General features: G+C 64.6%; 13 protein-coding genes. 4 read left to right on the top strand and 9 right to left on the bottom strand.

Annotated elements, in window-relative coordinates; translation table 11 throughout:
• The gene (locus tag KF708C_RS23010) at positions 1–1,605 is read left to right on the top strand and encodes a DHA2 family efflux MFS transporter permease subunit (RefSeq protein ID WP_029044225.1); all 1,605 of its coding nucleotides are present in this window, start codon (positions 1–3) and stop codon (positions 1,603–1,605) included.
• Positions 1,606–1,845: 240 nt separating this feature from the next.
• On the opposite strand, the gene KF708C_RS34790 is transcribed toward KF708C_RS23010, so the two are convergent.
• Together KF708C_RS34790 and KF708C_RS23005 are read right to left on the bottom strand one after the other, a co-directional pair.
• Positions 1,846–2,184 carry an aldo/keto reductase gene (locus KF708C_RS34790; protein ID WP_082079712.1) on the bottom strand — a complete coding sequence of 113 codons (339 nt, stop codon included), beginning with the start codon at positions 2,182–2,184 and terminating at the stop codon, positions 1,846–1,848.
• A gap of 180 nt (positions 2,185–2,364) precedes the next feature.
• On the bottom strand, positions 2,365–3,375 hold the full coding sequence (locus tag KF708C_RS23005; RefSeq protein WP_059413387.1) for a zinc-dependent alcohol dehydrogenase family protein: 1,011 nt from the start codon (positions 3,373–3,375) through the stop codon (positions 2,365–2,367).
• Positions 3,376–3,460: 85 nt separating this feature from the next.
• Between KF708C_RS23005 and KF708C_RS23000 the strand changes: the two genes are divergently transcribed.
• Positions 3,461–4,429: a LysR family transcriptional regulator gene (locus KF708C_RS23000; RefSeq protein ID WP_059413386.1), complete on the top strand. Its 969-nt coding sequence runs from the start codon at positions 3,461–3,463 to the stop codon at positions 4,427–4,429.
• A 224-nt stretch (positions 4,430–4,653) separates the two neighbouring features.
• On the opposite strand, the gene KF708C_RS34785 is transcribed toward KF708C_RS23000, so the two are convergent.
• A complete protein-coding gene (locus tag KF708C_RS34785) occupies positions 4,654–5,520 on the bottom strand; it encodes a LysR family transcriptional regulator (RefSeq protein WP_082079710.1) in 867 nt (288 codons plus the stop codon).
• A 65-nt stretch (positions 5,521–5,585) separates the two neighbouring features.
• Here KF708C_RS34785 and KF708C_RS22990 point away from each other — a divergent pair, with 65 nt between their 5' ends.
• Positions 5,586–6,437: a ketopantoate reductase family protein gene (locus KF708C_RS22990; protein WP_059413384.1), complete on the top strand. Its 852-nt coding sequence runs from the start codon at positions 5,586–5,588 to the stop codon at positions 6,435–6,437.
• A 188-nt stretch (positions 6,438–6,625) separates the two neighbouring features.
• Here the strand turns inward: KF708C_RS22990 and KF708C_RS22985 are convergent, their stop codons facing one another.
• Positions 6,626–7,195: a TetR/AcrR family transcriptional regulator gene (locus KF708C_RS22985; protein ID WP_020205920.1), complete on the bottom strand. Its 570-nt coding sequence runs from the start codon at positions 7,193–7,195 to the stop codon at positions 6,626–6,628.
• A gap of 77 nt (positions 7,196–7,272) precedes the next feature.
• Here KF708C_RS22985 and KF708C_RS22980 point away from each other — a divergent pair, with 77 nt between their 5' ends.
• Positions 7,273–8,022: an SDR family NAD(P)-dependent oxidoreductase gene (locus tag KF708C_RS22980; RefSeq protein WP_059413383.1), complete on the top strand. Its 750-nt coding sequence runs from the start codon at positions 7,273–7,275 to the stop codon at positions 8,020–8,022.
• A gap of 191 nt (positions 8,023–8,213) precedes the next feature.
• On the opposite strand, the gene truB is transcribed toward KF708C_RS22980, so the two are convergent.
• The 5 genes from truB to rimP all read right to left on the bottom strand — a co-directional run bounded on the left by truB (position 8,214) and on the right by rimP (position 14,647).
• Positions 8,214–9,161, bottom strand: coding sequence for a tRNA pseudouridine(55) synthase TruB (truB, locus tag KF708C_RS22975; RefSeq protein ID WP_059413382.1), 948 nt, complete (start codon positions 9,159–9,161; stop codon positions 8,214–8,216).
• 98 nt (positions 9,162–9,259) lie between these two features.
• A complete protein-coding gene (gene rbfA / locus KF708C_RS22970) occupies positions 9,260–9,628 on the bottom strand; it encodes a 30S ribosome-binding factor RbfA (RefSeq protein WP_020205923.1) in 369 nt (122 codons plus the stop codon).
• A 70-nt stretch (positions 9,629–9,698) separates the two neighbouring features.
• Positions 9,699–12,602 (bottom strand): translation initiation factor IF-2, encoded by a 2,904-nt coding sequence (gene infB / locus KF708C_RS22965; protein WP_059413381.1) that lies wholly within the window; start codon positions 12,600–12,602, stop codon positions 9,699–9,701.
• 84 nt (positions 12,603–12,686) lie between these two features.
• On the bottom strand, positions 12,687–14,162 hold the full coding sequence (gene nusA, locus KF708C_RS22960; protein ID WP_020205926.1) for a transcription termination factor NusA: 1,476 nt from the start codon (positions 14,160–14,162) through the stop codon (positions 12,687–12,689).
• On the bottom strand, positions 14,159–14,647 hold the full coding sequence (gene rimP / locus KF708C_RS22955) for a ribosome maturation factor RimP (protein ID WP_059413380.1): 489 nt from the start codon (positions 14,645–14,647) through the stop codon (positions 14,159–14,161). Before rimP ends, nusA begins: the two co-directional genes overlap by 4 nt.
• Positions 14,648–14,649: the final 2 nt, after the last annotated feature.

Here is a 14,649-nt window from a genome sequence, read left to right as displayed (position 1 = left end):
ATGGCGACCTCCCTTCCCGCGCGCGACGGCGCCGCGCCCGCCCCGCGCGCGCCGGCACCCCGCTCCGCCCTGCCGGTGCCGCTGAGCGGCGGCAAGCTGGTGGTCGGCACCATCGCGCTGTCGCTGGCCACGTTCATGAACGTGCTGGACTCGTCCATCGCCAACGTGTCGATCCCGGCCATCTCGGGCGACCTGGGCGTGGCGCCCAACCAGGGCACCTGGGTGATCACCTCGTTCGCGGTGGCCAACGCCATCTCGGTGCCGCTCACCGGCTGGATGACCACACGCTTCGGCGCGGTGCGGCTGTTCGTCACCTCGATCCTGCTGTTCGTGCTGTCGTCGTGGCTGTGCGGCGTGGCGCCCAACCTGGAGGTACTGCTGGCCGCGCGCGTGCTGCAGGGCGCGGTGGCCGGGCCGATGATCCCGCTGTCGCAGGCGCTGCTGCTGTCGAGCTACCCGCCGCAGAAAAGCACGATGGCGCTGGCGCTGTGGGGCATGACCACGCTGGTGGCGCCCATCATGGGCCCGCTGCTGGGCGGCTGGATCTCGGACAACATGACGTGGCCGTGGATCTTCTACATCAACATCCCGGTCGGGCTCGGCGCGGCCTATGCCACCTGGGCGATCTACCGCGAGCGCGAGACGCCCACCCGGATCCTGCCGATCGACCGCATCGGGCTGGCGCTGCTGGTGATCTGGGTCGGCTCGATGCAGCTGATGCTCGACAAGGGCAAGGAGCTGGACTGGTTCCACTCCACCGCGATCGTGGTGCTGGCCGTGGTGGCGGTGGTCGGGTTCCTGTTCTTCGTGGTGTGGGAGAACTACGAAAAGCACCCCGTGGTGGACATCCACCTGTTCAGGGGGCGCAACTTCAGCGCCGGCGTGGTGGCCATCTCGGTGGCCTACGGGCTCTTCTTCGGCAACCTGGTGATCCTGCCGCTGTGGCTGCAGACCATCGTCGGCTACACCGCGACCGACGCCGGCATCGTGATGGCGCCGGTGGGCATCTTCGCCATCCTGCTGTCGCCGCTGATCGGCAAGAACCTGCCGCGGATGGACGCGCGCTGGGTCGCCACGCTGGCCTTCGTCACCTTCGGCGTGGTCAGCCTGATGCGCTCGGGCTTCACGCTGCAGGTGGACAGCCGCACGCTGATGATCCCCACGCTGATCCAGGGCGCGGCGATGGCGATGTTCTTCATCCCGCTGACCTCGATCATCCTGTCGGGCCAGCCGCCGGAGAAGATGCCGTCGGCCTCGGGCGTGTCGAACTTCGTGCGGATCACCTTTGGCGCGATCGGCGCCTCGATCTCGACCACCGTGTGGGACAACCGCTCGGCGCTGCATCACGCGCAGCTGGTGGAGCAGGTCAACCCGTTCAACCCGGTCTATGTCGACCAGATCAACCACCTGATGCAGATGGGCATGACGCGCGCGCAGGCCGACGGCTTCATCGAGCGCGGCATCTCGCAGCAGGCGGCCATGCTCGGCGCCAACGACATCTTCTGGATCTCGGGGGTGCTGTTCTTCGTGCTGATCGTCTTCGTCTGGCTGACCAAGCCGAAGAAAGGCGGCGACATGGATGCGTCGGCGGCCGGGGCGCATTAGCGTCGTTCCAAGAAGGTCCTGGCGCCGTTGCGCGGCACGGCAAATGCCAGTTTCCTCTCGCGCTAACCGCGAGGCCGAAACATCACGGTCAATGCCGTGGCGCCCGGCCCCACCGCGGCCGAGTTGTTCTCAGTGGCCGCGCCGGCGGCAAGGCCAGTCACAACCATTCGTCGAGACATGGATACGTCTTCATTCATGGTGTTTCCCGGTAGTTTGCCGGCCGTGGTCGGCCGTGATTGATCATCTGGTGCCGGCATCCTGCGACGCCTTCCGTCCTTCTTCGTCTAGAGCGAGGAAATCTTCATCCGAAAGCGCTATCGCCGCGGCGGCAACGTTTTGCGCTAGATGCGTGACCTTCGACGTACCCGGGATCGGCAGCATGTTCTGGCTTCGCTTCAAGAGCCAAGCAAGCGCAAGTTGCCCGGGTGTAGCGTGGTACCGCCGAGCCAGGTTATCGAGCAAGGCGCCTGGCTTGGCGAGATCACCTGCGGCCAGCGGAAACCAAGGAATAAAGCCGATACCGAGGGAGGAGCAGTAATCAAGCACTTGCTCGCTGAAATGTGCCGGACTGTTCGGCACCCAAGGACGAACTAGCCATCCTCTTACTCCTTATCTAAAATGTCTCCGCGGCGCCGATTGCGCGCTGCGGAGTATTCATTGGGGTCAAGGCAGCAGTTATATCTAGCTATGGAATCAGGATTTCCATCTCGGCGCGCCGAATGCCGAGGCAACTTCTTAGCAACGGTCTGAGTCCAGAACTCACCAGTCGAAGCTGATCGCAATTTTTCCGAAGTGGCCGCCTTGCGCCATCAGCTCGTAAGCCTTCTTCAAGTCATCAAGGCCGAAAGTGCGGTCGATGACCGCCTCGATGCGATGCGCGGCCATCGCCGCCACCGCTCCCGCCAGGTCCGCCACCGAGCCGCCGTTGCTGCCTTGTACGCGCACCTCCCTGAAGATGACCGACAGCAAATCCAGCGGCGTGGCACCGCCGCCGAGGAAGCCGATGGCGGCCACGGTGCCGCCGTGCCGTGCAGCGGTCACGGAGCGGTTGAAGCCTTCGCCGCCGACCGGGTCGATGACCAGATCGGCACCGACGCCACCCGTGCGTTCCAGAACGGAAGCATCCCAGTTGGCATCCTGGCGATAGTTGAAGACCTCATCGGCGCCCAAGGCGCGAGCGCGGGCCAACTTCTCGTCGGACGAGGAGGTGATGATGACTCGCGCCCCGCGTGCCTTGGCCAGTTGCAGCGCAAAGATCGACACCCCGCCCGTGCCCAGCAGCGCGACGGTGGATGCCGGGCCGATCTGCGCCGATTCCAGCGCACGCCATGCCGTCATCGCCGCGATGGGGAGCGTGCCTGCGGCTTCCCAGCTCAAATGGTCCGGCAGCTTGACGACGCTGGCCGCATCGAGTTCGGCGATTTCGACCAGCGAGCCGGGCAGCGTCGCACCACGCATCGGATTGGCCAGTTCCGCGCTAGGCCGGCCAGCGATCCAGTGCGCCTTGACGTGGATGGCGACGCGATCGCCAACGGCAACTTGCCAGACATCTTCTCCGACAGCGATGACCTCCCCCGCACCGTCGGACAGGGGAATGTTGGGATACAAGGCACCGGGGTAATGGCCGGAAGCCACGGCGAGATCGGCGAAGTTGACGCTGCCAGCCTTCATGCGAACAAGGATGCGTCCCTTGCCAGGTTGAGTGGGTTCGGGCAGCTCTACCCGCCGGAATGCATCGAACGAAGGTGCGGTGATTTGAATGGATTGCACGAGTCTTTCTCCTAAAGGTATGTCACTTTAAATCGCGGCGTTTTTATGTAGAATACGGAGACGACGCATTTCATACCTGCGAAAAATGCAGCAATCTCTATTCTCCGATCTGAACGAGCTAGCGGCTTTCGTAGCTCTGGCCGATACAGGATCGTTCGCTGCGGCTGGCAGGCAGCTCGGACGGGATCCCACTGCGGTTTCTCGCCGCTTGAGTGCGATGGAAGCGCGCCTGGGTGTCCGGCTGGCCGAACGAAGCACGCGCAAGGTGGCTCTCACCGAGGCCGGTCGAACCTATCTCGACCGGATTCGGCCATTGCTGCACGACCTGCAGGCGGCCGGACGCGAAGCAGTCGCGTTCGCTGATGGCGAGGCGCGCGGCCATCTGCGCATCACCTTGCCGGGCAACTTCGGTCGCATGTGGTTGACACCGCTGATCGTGGAGTTCCTGCGTAAGCATCCGCGCGTCACCATCGAGGCGGACACCAGCAATCGCTTCGTTGACCTGATCGGGGAACGCTTCGACCTCGCCATCCGCTTGGGTGAGCTTCCCGACTCGCGCTTGGTCGCCCGCAAGGTTGCAGAGCGTCGTCGGATGATCTGCGCATCCCCGGATTTCATCGCCCGGCATCCGGCTATTCAGACGCCGCAAGACCTAGCCAACTATCCATGTCTTTGTTTCACCGGCCGACACGATCCCTACCGATGGAATTTCACCAAGCCCAGCGGGGGGACACTCGGCGTCACCGTGTCTGGCCCCCTGGCGTCGGATGACGCCGAACTGTTGATCGAAGCGGCTGTCAGCGGGCTAGGTATCCTGTACACGTCGGACTGGTATGCCTGCCGCGATCTGGCCGCGGGCAAGCTGGTCGAAGTCCTTCCTGACTGGGCACTGCTCGATCGCGGCGCCGTCTATGTGGTCACACCGGCAGCGGCCGGCACTCCGTCCAAGACTCGCGCCTTTTCCAACTGGATCACCGAAAAGCTGGCGGCTCCCCCCTGGGTTGTGCAACGAACGGCCACTTCCACGCAGACAGTAAAGCGGGCTGGCCGTTGAGGCGCAACTCCACGCTGCCGTCCCATATCCCACGACACACCGCCGCCGCGCACTGTCCAGGCCAGCGCAGCGAGGCCGATGGCGGCAAAGCCCCCCAGCACGATGCGAGCGCGCACGCTTTCGCACAACCTGCCGCGGCAAACTGGGGCGTAGCGCCACAAGCCTCGCCCATTGCGGCGGGGTGCCATCAAGATCTTGCCCGCGCTAGCGGGCGCCGATCCGAGTCAGCGATGCACACGCATGTATGCCTCGATTGATGCCACCGCAGCACGAACATGCGGTTGCTTTCGCAAATCGCGGTGATAAACGAGGTAGAAAGACTGGGACGGCCCATCCGTATCCGTTTCGACACGGATCAGGCCCGCGCTTCGTGGATCTCTTTCAAGGAATGCCGCAAGACCTACGCCGTAGCGAACGGCTTCTTCGATGGCATCCATTGAACTGGAGCGGAATGCAAATCGCGTCGCGCCCAGCGTCCGCATCCATTGCTCGTGCGGCAGCTCCTTCCATCGTTCATCAAGTCCGACGAATGAATGCGCCGCTGCCTCGCCCTTACTGAGCCGCCGCGTTGGAAGATGGCGTCGAACATAGTCCGCAGATGCGAACAGCGCGAACCGAAACGTCGCCAAGTGCTTTTCGACGAGCACATTGGAAGTGGAGCGCGCCAGACGAACGGCAATGTCCGCCTCACGCGCGGCCACATCCACCATCCGATTCTCTCCTACCAGCTCAAGATCAACGTCGGGGTACTCTTGGCAGAACGCGAGCAGCGATCGGGTCAGTGTTTGAGCCATTCCATCCGGCACACTGACCCGCAATGTCCCAGCAAGAACGGTTTGATCGCGGCGCAACGCATCCAGACCATGCTCAAGCCCTTCGGCTAGCTGCACCATGCGCAACGCCTCTGGTTTCAACTCAGTGCCCGACTGGCTGCGGTACACCAATTGCCGTCCTACGGCGGCCTCCAGGGCATCCAGACGCCGCGCGGTCGTGGAGGTTGAAAGGCCAAGTGCTTTGCCTGCACCCAGCAAGCTCCTGGCCCGATGCACAGCCAGAAGAATGCGCAGATCATCCCAAGAAAGTTTTTCCATATATGGGAACCAGATTACCGTAATTTTCCGTATCCGGGAATTTCCGTCGCGCCTAGACTGATTCCATGAAAATCATTCTGATTGGAACTGGTCGAATCGGCAGCGCCGTCGCCTTCTGTCTCGCCAAGGCTGGTCACGACATCACCGTCATGGCACGCGGCGCACGCTTCGACACGTTGAGCCGCGAGGGAGCCATTATTACCGTTGACGGGCAACGCATGCCGGTCAAGGTAGTGCAGACGCTTGATCCAGCCGCCCCCTACGATCTGGCTATCGTCACTGTTCCCGAACACCAAGTCGCGCCCCTATTGCCAGCGTTGTCGGCAAGCAGCGCGAGCACCATCCTTCTAATGTTCAATACGTTTCAAGGAACCGAACCCTATCGAGCAGCCATAGGCATCGAACGCTTCGCATTCGGGTTCCCGAAAATGTCGGCTTTTCTGGTGGACCAACGGCTGCGCTTTCGCGTGGATGGCCCCGGCATGGTGACAACGCTGACGAATCCGGCTCTCGCCACGTTGTTCAGGGAGGCGGGTATGCCAAGCGAAGTTGAAGACGATATGGATGCCTTCCTCCGAAGCCATGTCGCGTTCGTGGTGCCGTCATTCCTCGCCGCTCTGCTCACTTGGAAACGAGCTACTTCCCTCACATGGGCAGAGGCGAGACAGCTTGATGTTGCATGGGTGGAAGGGTTCGAACTGGTTCAAAGCCTGGGCCACGCACTGAAGCCTCGTCTGCTCGGGACGCTTGCAGGCCTGCCTTCGATCGTGCGTACGGGCCTGCTATGGATTCTGAGCCGTACGCGCCCCATCAAGGATCTCGGTGAGTTTGGCCCGACGGAAACGCGCGCGCTGATTGATGCGATGGCGGTAGCGGCCTCCGGAAATATTCCTCACTTATTGGCGCTTCGGCCTTAGCTTCCAAAGGGATATCTTGGGTTCGCAAAAGTCCATTGCGCGCGCTGCCGCCGCCTAGTCAAAGGTGGCGACGGGGCGATTTTCTGTGGGCATTGAAACCGGGCGCGGCAGACTTGCTGCGCCCGGTCTCATGTTTGCGTGGTGCGTTTGATAGCGAAAGCCGCGATTGTCAGCTCAATGTTGTCAGCTCAATGCATCCCGATGCCGTCAAGGAACATATCCACCAAGTGCGCGACTCGCGCTTTCCCGGCACGGCCTTGCTCGACGGCAAGGGAGATCGCCGTGACCATGCACAAGAGATCGTCGAGGGAAACATCCTTGCGAACGACTCCCGCTTTCTGCGCGCGCTGGAGCAGCCGCAATCCTTCTTCGCTCCCTGCGTGACAACCGGGAGTGCCACTCTGGAGTACCGCCCCCAGCGACGCCGCCAACCCGCGATAGTGGCTGGCGTGCATCACCAGTTCCCGGACGAAGGCGCGTATGGAGGCCTTCGGTTCGAGCGTGTCGTCCGCGGCCCGGCTCGCCGTAGCGAGCGACAGCAAGCGCTCATCGCTTAATGCAGCAAGCAGGGCCTCGCGCGTCGGAAAGCGGCGATAGAGCGTCCCGATGCCGACCTTGGCGCGCTTGGCGACATCGTCGAGCGAGGCATCGGCGCCACGTTCAAGAAACACCTCTTCCGCCGCTGCAAGGATGCGTTCCCTGTTGCGCGCAGCGTCGGCGCGCAGCGGCGCTTCGTCAGTTGCAGAATGCGCTTTCATCTTCGACCTCATTTACAAAGTGGATGATGCCTCCATATAATAAGTGGAGCAACACTCCACTTATAGATGAGGCACATATGAACAAGCGATTCGAGAACAAGGTTGTGGCGATCACCGGCGGCAGCGAGGGCATCGGCCTGGCGACTGCCAAGCTCTTTGCGGCCGAAGGCGCGCAGGTCTACGTCACCGGACGCAGACAGGATCGACTCGACGAAGCCGTGCGGGAAATCGGCAATGGCGCTATTGGCGTGCAGGGAGACGCCGCGAACCTCGCGGATCTTGATCGACTCTATGAGCGCATCCAGCGCGAGCACGGCAAGCTGGATGTCGTTTTTGCCAACGCCGGCATCGCCGAGGGCGAGCCGCGACCGCTGGGCACGATCGCCGCAGAGGACTTCGACCGCCTCTTCGGCCTGAATGTGCGTGGCCTGCTTTTCACTGTGCAGAAGGCCTTGCCACTGCTGACTGCGGGCGGCGCAGTAATCCTCAACGGCTCGGTCGCCGGCAGCAAAGGCTTTCCCGACCAGTCGCTCTACAACGCGAGCAAGGCGGCGGTGCGTTCGTTCGCGCGAAGCTGGACGACCGACCTGAAGGAGCGTGGCATCCGCGTGAACGTGGTCTCGCCGGGCGGCACCGAAACACGCCTGATGCGCAGCTACCTCGACACGCGTCCGGGAGTCGAAGACATGCTGAAGCAGATCGTGCCGCTCGGCCGCCTGGGGCAGCCGGACGAAGTCGCGCGCGCCGTGCTCTTCCTGGCATCCGGCGAGAGCAGCTACATCGCGGGCGTCGAACTCTTCGTGGACGGTGGCTCACTCGCTGTTTGAGCCTCGCTTCGCCCGAGATTTCCAGCAAGGAGCGCAACGCCACGACTACGGCAGCAGGCGATTCCGGCACGTGACCAGGCAGCGCAACTTGCGATGGAAGAACAGCAGATCGCCCACTTTGTGGGAGAGGAGAGCAAACCGTTGATGACGGAATGAACTTGGTCAGCCAGTTCCCCGCGTTGCGGACCGGCTCAAAGCCTGACCAGCCGCTCCGGCCGCAGCGCCCCTTCGCGCATGCGCGCCACGCCCAGCAGGCGTTGCGGCTCGCCGCCATAGACGCGCGCGAGTTCGCCCTCGGCCAGCGCGGTGCCCGCCGGCAGGTCGCGCTGCGCGATGCGCTGGCCCTGCAGGAAGCGGCCCGCCGCGGCTTCGTCCAGCGTCACCGGCGCGCAGCGCTGCAGCAGCGCGTCGACCGGCGCCAGCATCGCGGGGCGCGCGGCGTCGTCATGGGCGTCGATCTGTTCCAGCGTGACCGCGCCGTCCAGGCTCAGGTCGCCCACGGCCGTGCGGCGCAGGCCGGTGAGGTGCGCGCCGCAGCCCAGCGCTTCGCCGATGTCCTCGGCCAGCGTGCGGATATAGGTGCCCTTGCTGCAGGTCACGCGCATGGTGAAGGTGGGCGCCTGCGGCAGGCCGCAGTCGAGCAGCGCGATCTCGTGAATGGTCACGCGGCGCGCGGCGCGCTCCACGGTCTGGCCCGCGCGGGCGTATTCGTAGAGCGGCTTGCCGTCTTTCTTGAGCGCCGAGTGCATCGGCGGCACCTGCTCGATCTCGCCGGTGAAGCGCGCGATGGCCGTGCGCAGCGCGTCGGCGTCGCACGTCACCGCGCGCTCGGCGATCACCTCGCCTTCGGCGTCGCCGGTGGCGGTGCGGATGCCCAGGCGCACCGCGGCCTCGTAGGTCTTGTCGGCTTCGAGCAGGTCCTGCGAGAACTTGGTGGCCTCGCCGAAGCACAGCGGCAGCAGGCCGGTGGCGAGCGGGTCGAGCGTGCCGGTGTGGCCGGCCTTGAGCGCGCGCAGCATGCGCTTGGCGCGCACCAGCGCGTCGTTGGACGACAGGCCGAGCGGCTTGTCGAGCAGCAGCACGCCGTGCACCTCGCGGCGCGGCTGCCGGGGCGGGCGGTTGGTTTTCGGATCGGTCATGACGGGAGAGCGGGCGGAACGAACGAAGCGGATGAAGCGGATGAAGCGGATGACGCCGGCGCGGACGGAAAAACGGCCCGTTTCAACGGGCCGCCGGTTCAGTCTTCCTTCGCCCGCGTCGAATTGGCTTCGCTGATCAGCTTGGACATCTCGATGGCCTGCTCGACCGAGGTGTCGTGGTGGAAGTGCAGCGTCGGCACGGTGTGGATATGCAGCTGCTTGAACAGCAGCGAATGCAGGTAGCCGGCCTTTTCGTTGAGGATGCCTTCGGCCACCGCGGCATCGGCGCCCAGCACGGTGAAATACACCTTGGCGTGCGCGTAGTCGGGCGTCATCGTGACCGACTGCAGCGTGACGAGCCCCAGGCGGGGGTCGCGCAGCTCGCGCTGGATCATCGCGGCCAGGTCACGCTGGATCTGGTCGGAAATCCGGAGATTGCGGGAGGAGATATTGCCTTTCTTGGCCATTCAATAGGGTCTTGTCGAGACGGCCGCGGCGGACCCGCCCGTGAAGGGGGCCCGCCGCGCGCGCGGCGCCTTACAGCGTGCGCGCCACCTCGGTGATTTCATACACTTCGAGCTGGTCGCCTTCCTGAACGTCGTTGAAGTTCTTGATCGACAGGCCGCACTCGAAGCCTTGCTTGACTTCCTTGACGTCGTCCTTGAAGCGCTTGAGCGAATCGAGCTCGCCGGTATGGATGACCACGTTGTTGCGCAGCACCCGCACCAGGGAGGTCCGCTTGACCACGCCGTCGGTGACCATACAGCCGGCCACCGCACCGATCTTCGGCACGCGGAACACCTGGCGCACCTCGACCGTGCCGAGCGTGACCTCGCGCTTTTCCGGCGCCAGCATGCCCGACATCGCCGCCTTGATCTCGTCCACCGCATCGTAAATGATGTTGTAGTAGCGGATGTCGATGCCGTTGTTCTCGGCCAGCTTGCGCGCGCCGGCGTCGGCACGCACGTTGAAGCCGATGATGACCGCCTTCGAGGCCGTGGCCAGGTTGACGTCCGACTCCGAGATGCCGCCCACGCCGCCGTGCACGATCTGCACTCGCACTTCGTCGGTGGAGAGCTTCTGCAGCGACTGCACCAGCGCTTCCTGCGAACCCTGCACGTCGGCCTTGACGATCAGCGGCAGCGTCTGCACTTCGCCTTCGCTCATCTGCTCCAGCATGGTCTCCAGCTTGGCCGCCTGCTGCTTGGCCAGCTTGACGTCGCGGAACTTGCCCTGGCGGAACAGCGCGATTTCGCGCGCCTTGCGCTCGTCGGGCAGCACCAGCACTTCCTCGCCGGCGGCCGGCACTTCGGACAGGCCCTGGATCTCGACCGGAATCGAGGGACCGGCTTCCTTGGTCGGCTTGCCGGTTTCGTCCAGCATGGCGCGCACGCGGCCGTAGGCGCTGCCGGCCAGCACCACGTCGCCACGCTTGAGCGTGCCGCTGGTGACGAGGATGGTCGCGATCGGGCCCTTGCCCTTGTCGAGCTGGGCTTCCACCACCAGGCCCTTGGCCGGGGCGTCCACCGGCGCCTTCAGTTCCAGCACTTCGGCCTGCAGCAGCACCTGCTCGAGCAGCTCGTCGATGCCGGCGCCGGTCTTGGCGGACACCGGCACGAACGGCGAGTCGCCGCCGTATTCTTCCGGCAGCACCTGCTCGGCCACCAGTTCCTGCTTGACGCGGTCCGGGTTGGCTTCGGGCTTGTCGATCTTGTTGATCGCCACCACGATGGGCACGCCCGCCGCCTTGGCGTGGGCGATGGCTTCCTTGGTCTGCGGCATCACGCCGTCGTCGGCGGCCACCACCAGGATGACGATGTCGGTTGCCTTGGCACCGCGCGCACGCATGGCCGTGAAGGCCTCGTGACCCGGGGTGTCGAGGAAGGTGATCACGCCACGCTCGGTTTCCACGTGGTAGGCGCCGATGTGCTGCGTGATGCCGCCGGCTTCGCCCGCGGCGACCTTGGCGCGGCGGATGTAGTCCAGCAGCGAGGTCTTGCCGTGGTCGACGTGGCCCATCACGGTCACGACCGGCGGACGCGGCAGCTGCTCGGCGTCGGTGTGCTCCTCGCCATCCACCACCAGCAGCGCTTCCGGATCGTCGAGCTTGGCGGCGAACGCCTTGTGGCCCATTTCTTCCACCACGATCATGGCGGTTTCCTGGTCCAGCACCTGGTTGATGGTCACCATCTGGCCGAGCTTCATCATCTGCTTGATGACCTCGGATGCCTTGACGGCCATCTTGTGGGCGAGATCGGCCACCGAAATGGTTTCGGGGACGTGCACTTCGCGCACCACGGGTTCGGTCGGCGCCTGGAAGTTGGTGCCGCGGTCGTCCTGCTGGTGGCGGTTGCCACGGCCACGCGGACCACCGCGCCAGCCGCCCACGCCGCCCGACGAATCGCCGCGCGTCTTCAGGCCGCTGCCCTTCTTCTTCGAGCCTTCGTCCTGCCAGGTCGACGACGTGCCGGCCTTCACCACCTTGCCGGTCTTCTTGTCGACCGTGGTGGTGGCGGTGGCAGCCGTGGTGGCCGGCTTCTTCTCTTCCTTCTTGGTCTCGGTGCCAGGCGCCTTGACCGGCTTGTGCAGCGTGCCGGTCTGCTCGGCCTTCTTTTCCTCGGCCTTGCGTTCGGACGGCGCCTTGAGCACGCGCGCCGGCGCATTCAGCATCTGCTGGATGGCGCGGGCCTCGGCCTCGGCGGCTTCGCGGCGCTTGCGCGCGGCGTCCTGCTCGGCACGGGCCTTGTCGGCGGCTTCCTTGGCCTGGTCGGCGGCCTTCTGCGCGGCGGCGCGCTCGGCGGCAAGGCGAGCCTTGTCGTCCTCGGCCTTCTTGCGCGAATCGTCGTCCTCGGGCGCGGCCGTGGCAGCCGCGGCGCGCAGCGCGGCGGCTTCCTCTTCCGCCTTGCGGGCGGCGAGCTCGGCCTGGCGGCGTTCCTCGGCTTCGAGCGCTTCCTGCTTGGCGCGGCGTTCGGCTTCCTCGCGTTCGGCCGCTTCCTGGCGGGCCTTCAGCTCGGCTTCCTGGCGCGCCAGCTGCTCTGCCTGCAGACGGGCCTCCTCTTCCTGGCGCGCCTGTTCGGCGGCGTCGGCCTGCTGGTCGGCACCATCCTGGCCATCGGCGGCGCCCTCGGGCGAGGCCTCGTCACGCTTGATCAGGACGCGCTTCTTGCGCACCTCGACCTGTACCGTGCGCGTCTTGCCGGTCGAATCGGCCTGGCGGATCTCGGAAGTCTCGCGCTTGGTCAGCGTGATCTTCTTGCGCGCGCTGTCGTCGGCCTGCCCGTGCGAACGCTTGAGGTAGTCCAGCAACCTGGTCTTGTCGGATTCGGTGATGATGTCTTCAGGCGTCACCTTGCCCACCCCAGCTGCCTGCAATTGTTCCAGCAGGGCAGCTGCGCTGCGGCTCAGTTCTGCGGCCAGTTGGGCAACTGTTGTGCTTGCCATTCAAACCCTTTCAATGCTCGGTTTATACGTCGGGACAGTCGTGTGCGGAATACGCGCCCAGGCCGGTCGGTCCGGGCGTGTCCCTCAGTTAAACCAATGTTCCCGTGCTTTCATGATCAACGCGCGGGCCTCTTCTTCGCCCAGGCCGACCATCTCGACCAGTTCGTCGACTGCCAGTTCGGCGAGTTCGTCACGCGTGTGGATATTGCCTTCGGCCAGCTTGCCGATCAGTTCCGGGGTCAGGCCGTCGAGCGAGCGCAGATCCTGCGACACCGCTTCCACCTTTTCTTCCCGGGCCAGTTCCATCGTCAGGAGCGCATCGCGTGCGCGGTTGCGCAGCTCGTTGACGGTGTCTTCGTCGAAGGCATCGATCTCCAGCATCTCGCTGATGGGCACGTAGGCCACTTCTTCCAGCGTGGAGAATCCTTCGTCGATCAGGATGTCGGCCACTTCTTCGTCCACGTCCAGCTTGGCCATGAACAACTTGCGCACCACGTCGCTTTCCTCGGCCTGCTTCTGCGCCGATTCTTCCTGCGTCATGATGTTGATCTGCCAGCCGGTCAGTTCGGACGCCAGGCGCACGTTCTGCCCGCTGCGGCCGATGGCGACGGCGAGGTTTTCCTCGTCGACCACCACGTCCATGCTGTGCTTTTCCTCGTCCACCACGATGGACTGTACCTGTGCCGGGGCCAGCGCGCCGATCACGAACTGCGCCGGATCTTCCGACCACAGCACGATGTCGACAGCCTCGCCGCCGATCTCGTTGCGCACCGCCGTCACCCGCGTGCCGCGCACGCCGACGCAGGTGCCGATCGGGTCGATGCGCTTGTCATGCGCCACCACGGCGATCTTGGCGCGCACGCCGGGGTCGCGCGCGGCCGCCTTGATCTCCAGCAGGCCCTGCTCCATCTCCGGCACTTCGTTCTCGAACAGCTTGATCAGGAACTCGGGCGCGGTGCGCGAGAGCTCGATCTGCGGGCCGCGCGCGGTGCGGTCCACGTTCAGGATGTAGGCGCGCACGCGGTCGCCGGTGCGCAGGTTTTCCTTCGGGATGATCTGGTCGCGGGCCAGCAGCGCTTCCACGCGGCCGGACTCCACGATCAGGCCCTTCTTGTCGGCGCGCTTGACCGTGCCGGTCATGACCTTTTCGCCGCGGTCGAGGTAATCGTTGAGGATCTGCTCGCGCTCGGCGTCGCGGATCTTCTGCAGGATCACCTGCTTGGCGGCCTGCGCGCCGATGCGGCCGAACTCGACCGACTCGATCTGTTCCTCAATATAGTCGTCGAGCTGGATATCCGGGTTCTGCTCGCGCGCTTCGAACATCAGGATCTGCTTGTCCGGCTCCTGCAGGCCCTGTTCATCGGGGACCACGAGCCAGCGGCGGAACGTTTCATGCTCGCCGGATTCGCGATCGATGGCGACGCGGATGTCCACGTCTTCCTCGAAACGCTTCTTGGTTGCCGAAGCGAGTGCCGCTTCCAGCGCACCGAATACCACATCCTTGTCGACGTTCTTCTCACGCGCAAGCGCATCGACGAGCAACAGAACTTCGCGGCTCATTGCTTGTTCCCTTTTTTCTGATTTCCTTTGAAGTCGATCACCGGCACCAGGCGTGCGCGATCGACATCGGATATGGCGAATTCCAGCAGTGCCGTGCCGTCCTTGCCTTCGAACTCCAGGCCGACCTGCTCCGCCCCGGGCTCGCCGGTGGGCGCCTGCAGGATGCCGACGAAGTTCTTCTGACCGTTGACCGGCAGGCGCAGCGTGACCCTGGCCTCCTGGCCCGCGAAGCGGACGTAGTCAGCCAGTTTCTTGAGCGGCCGGTCCAGCCCCGGCGAGGACACCTCGAGGCGTTCGTAGTCGATGTTCTCGACCGTAAGCACGTGCGTCAGCTGACGGCTTACCTTTTCGCAATCCTCGATGACGATCCCGGTTTCAGGCTGATCGATATAGACGCGCATCAGTCCGCCCGGAGCGCGCTCGAGCTCAACCAGCTCGTACCCCATGCCGTTCAGGGTGGTTTCGATCAAATCTGCCAGATGCACTG

The organism is Cupriavidus basilensis (assembly GCF_000876015.1).
GTDB classification, from domain to species: Bacteria; Pseudomonadota; Gammaproteobacteria; order Burkholderiales; family Burkholderiaceae; genus Cupriavidus; species Cupriavidus basilensis_B.
This window is presented reverse-complemented; position numbering and strand designations above follow the sequence as displayed.

Coding starts and splice junctions, on each gene's coding strand:
- truB (WP_059413382.1), bottom strand. CDS start 9,161: ATGACCGATCCGAAAACCAACCGCCCGCCCCGGCAGCCGCGCCGCGAG.
- KF708C_RS22985 (WP_020205920.1), bottom strand. CDS start 7,195: ATGAAAGCGCATTCTGCAACTGACGAAGCGCCGCTGCGCGCCGACGCT.
- infB (WP_059413381.1), bottom strand. CDS start 12,602: ATGGCAAGCACAACAGTTGCCCAACTGGCCGCAGAACTGAGCCGCAGC.
- KF708C_RS22990 (WP_059413384.1), top strand. CDS start 5,586: ATGAAAATCATTCTGATTGGAACTGGTCGAATCGGCAGCGCCGTCGCC.
- KF708C_RS22980 (WP_059413383.1), top strand. CDS start 7,273: ATGAACAAGCGATTCGAGAACAAGGTTGTGGCGATCACCGGCGGCAGC.
- nusA (WP_020205926.1), bottom strand. CDS start 14,162: ATGAGCCGCGAAGTTCTGTTGCTCGTCGATGCGCTTGCGCGTGAGAAG.
- KF708C_RS23000 (WP_059413386.1), top strand. CDS start 3,461: ATGCAGCAATCTCTATTCTCCGATCTGAACGAGCTAGCGGCTTTCGTA.
- KF708C_RS34785 (WP_082079710.1), bottom strand. CDS start 5,520: ATGGAAAAACTTTCTTGGGATGATCTGCGCATTCTTCTGGCTGTGCAT.
- KF708C_RS23010 (WP_029044225.1), top strand. CDS start 1: ATGGCGACCTCCCTTCCCGCGCGCGACGGCGCCGCGCCCGCCCCGCGC.
- rbfA (WP_020205923.1), bottom strand. CDS start 9,628: ATGGCCAAGAAAGGCAATATCTCCTCCCGCAATCTCCGGATTTCCGAC.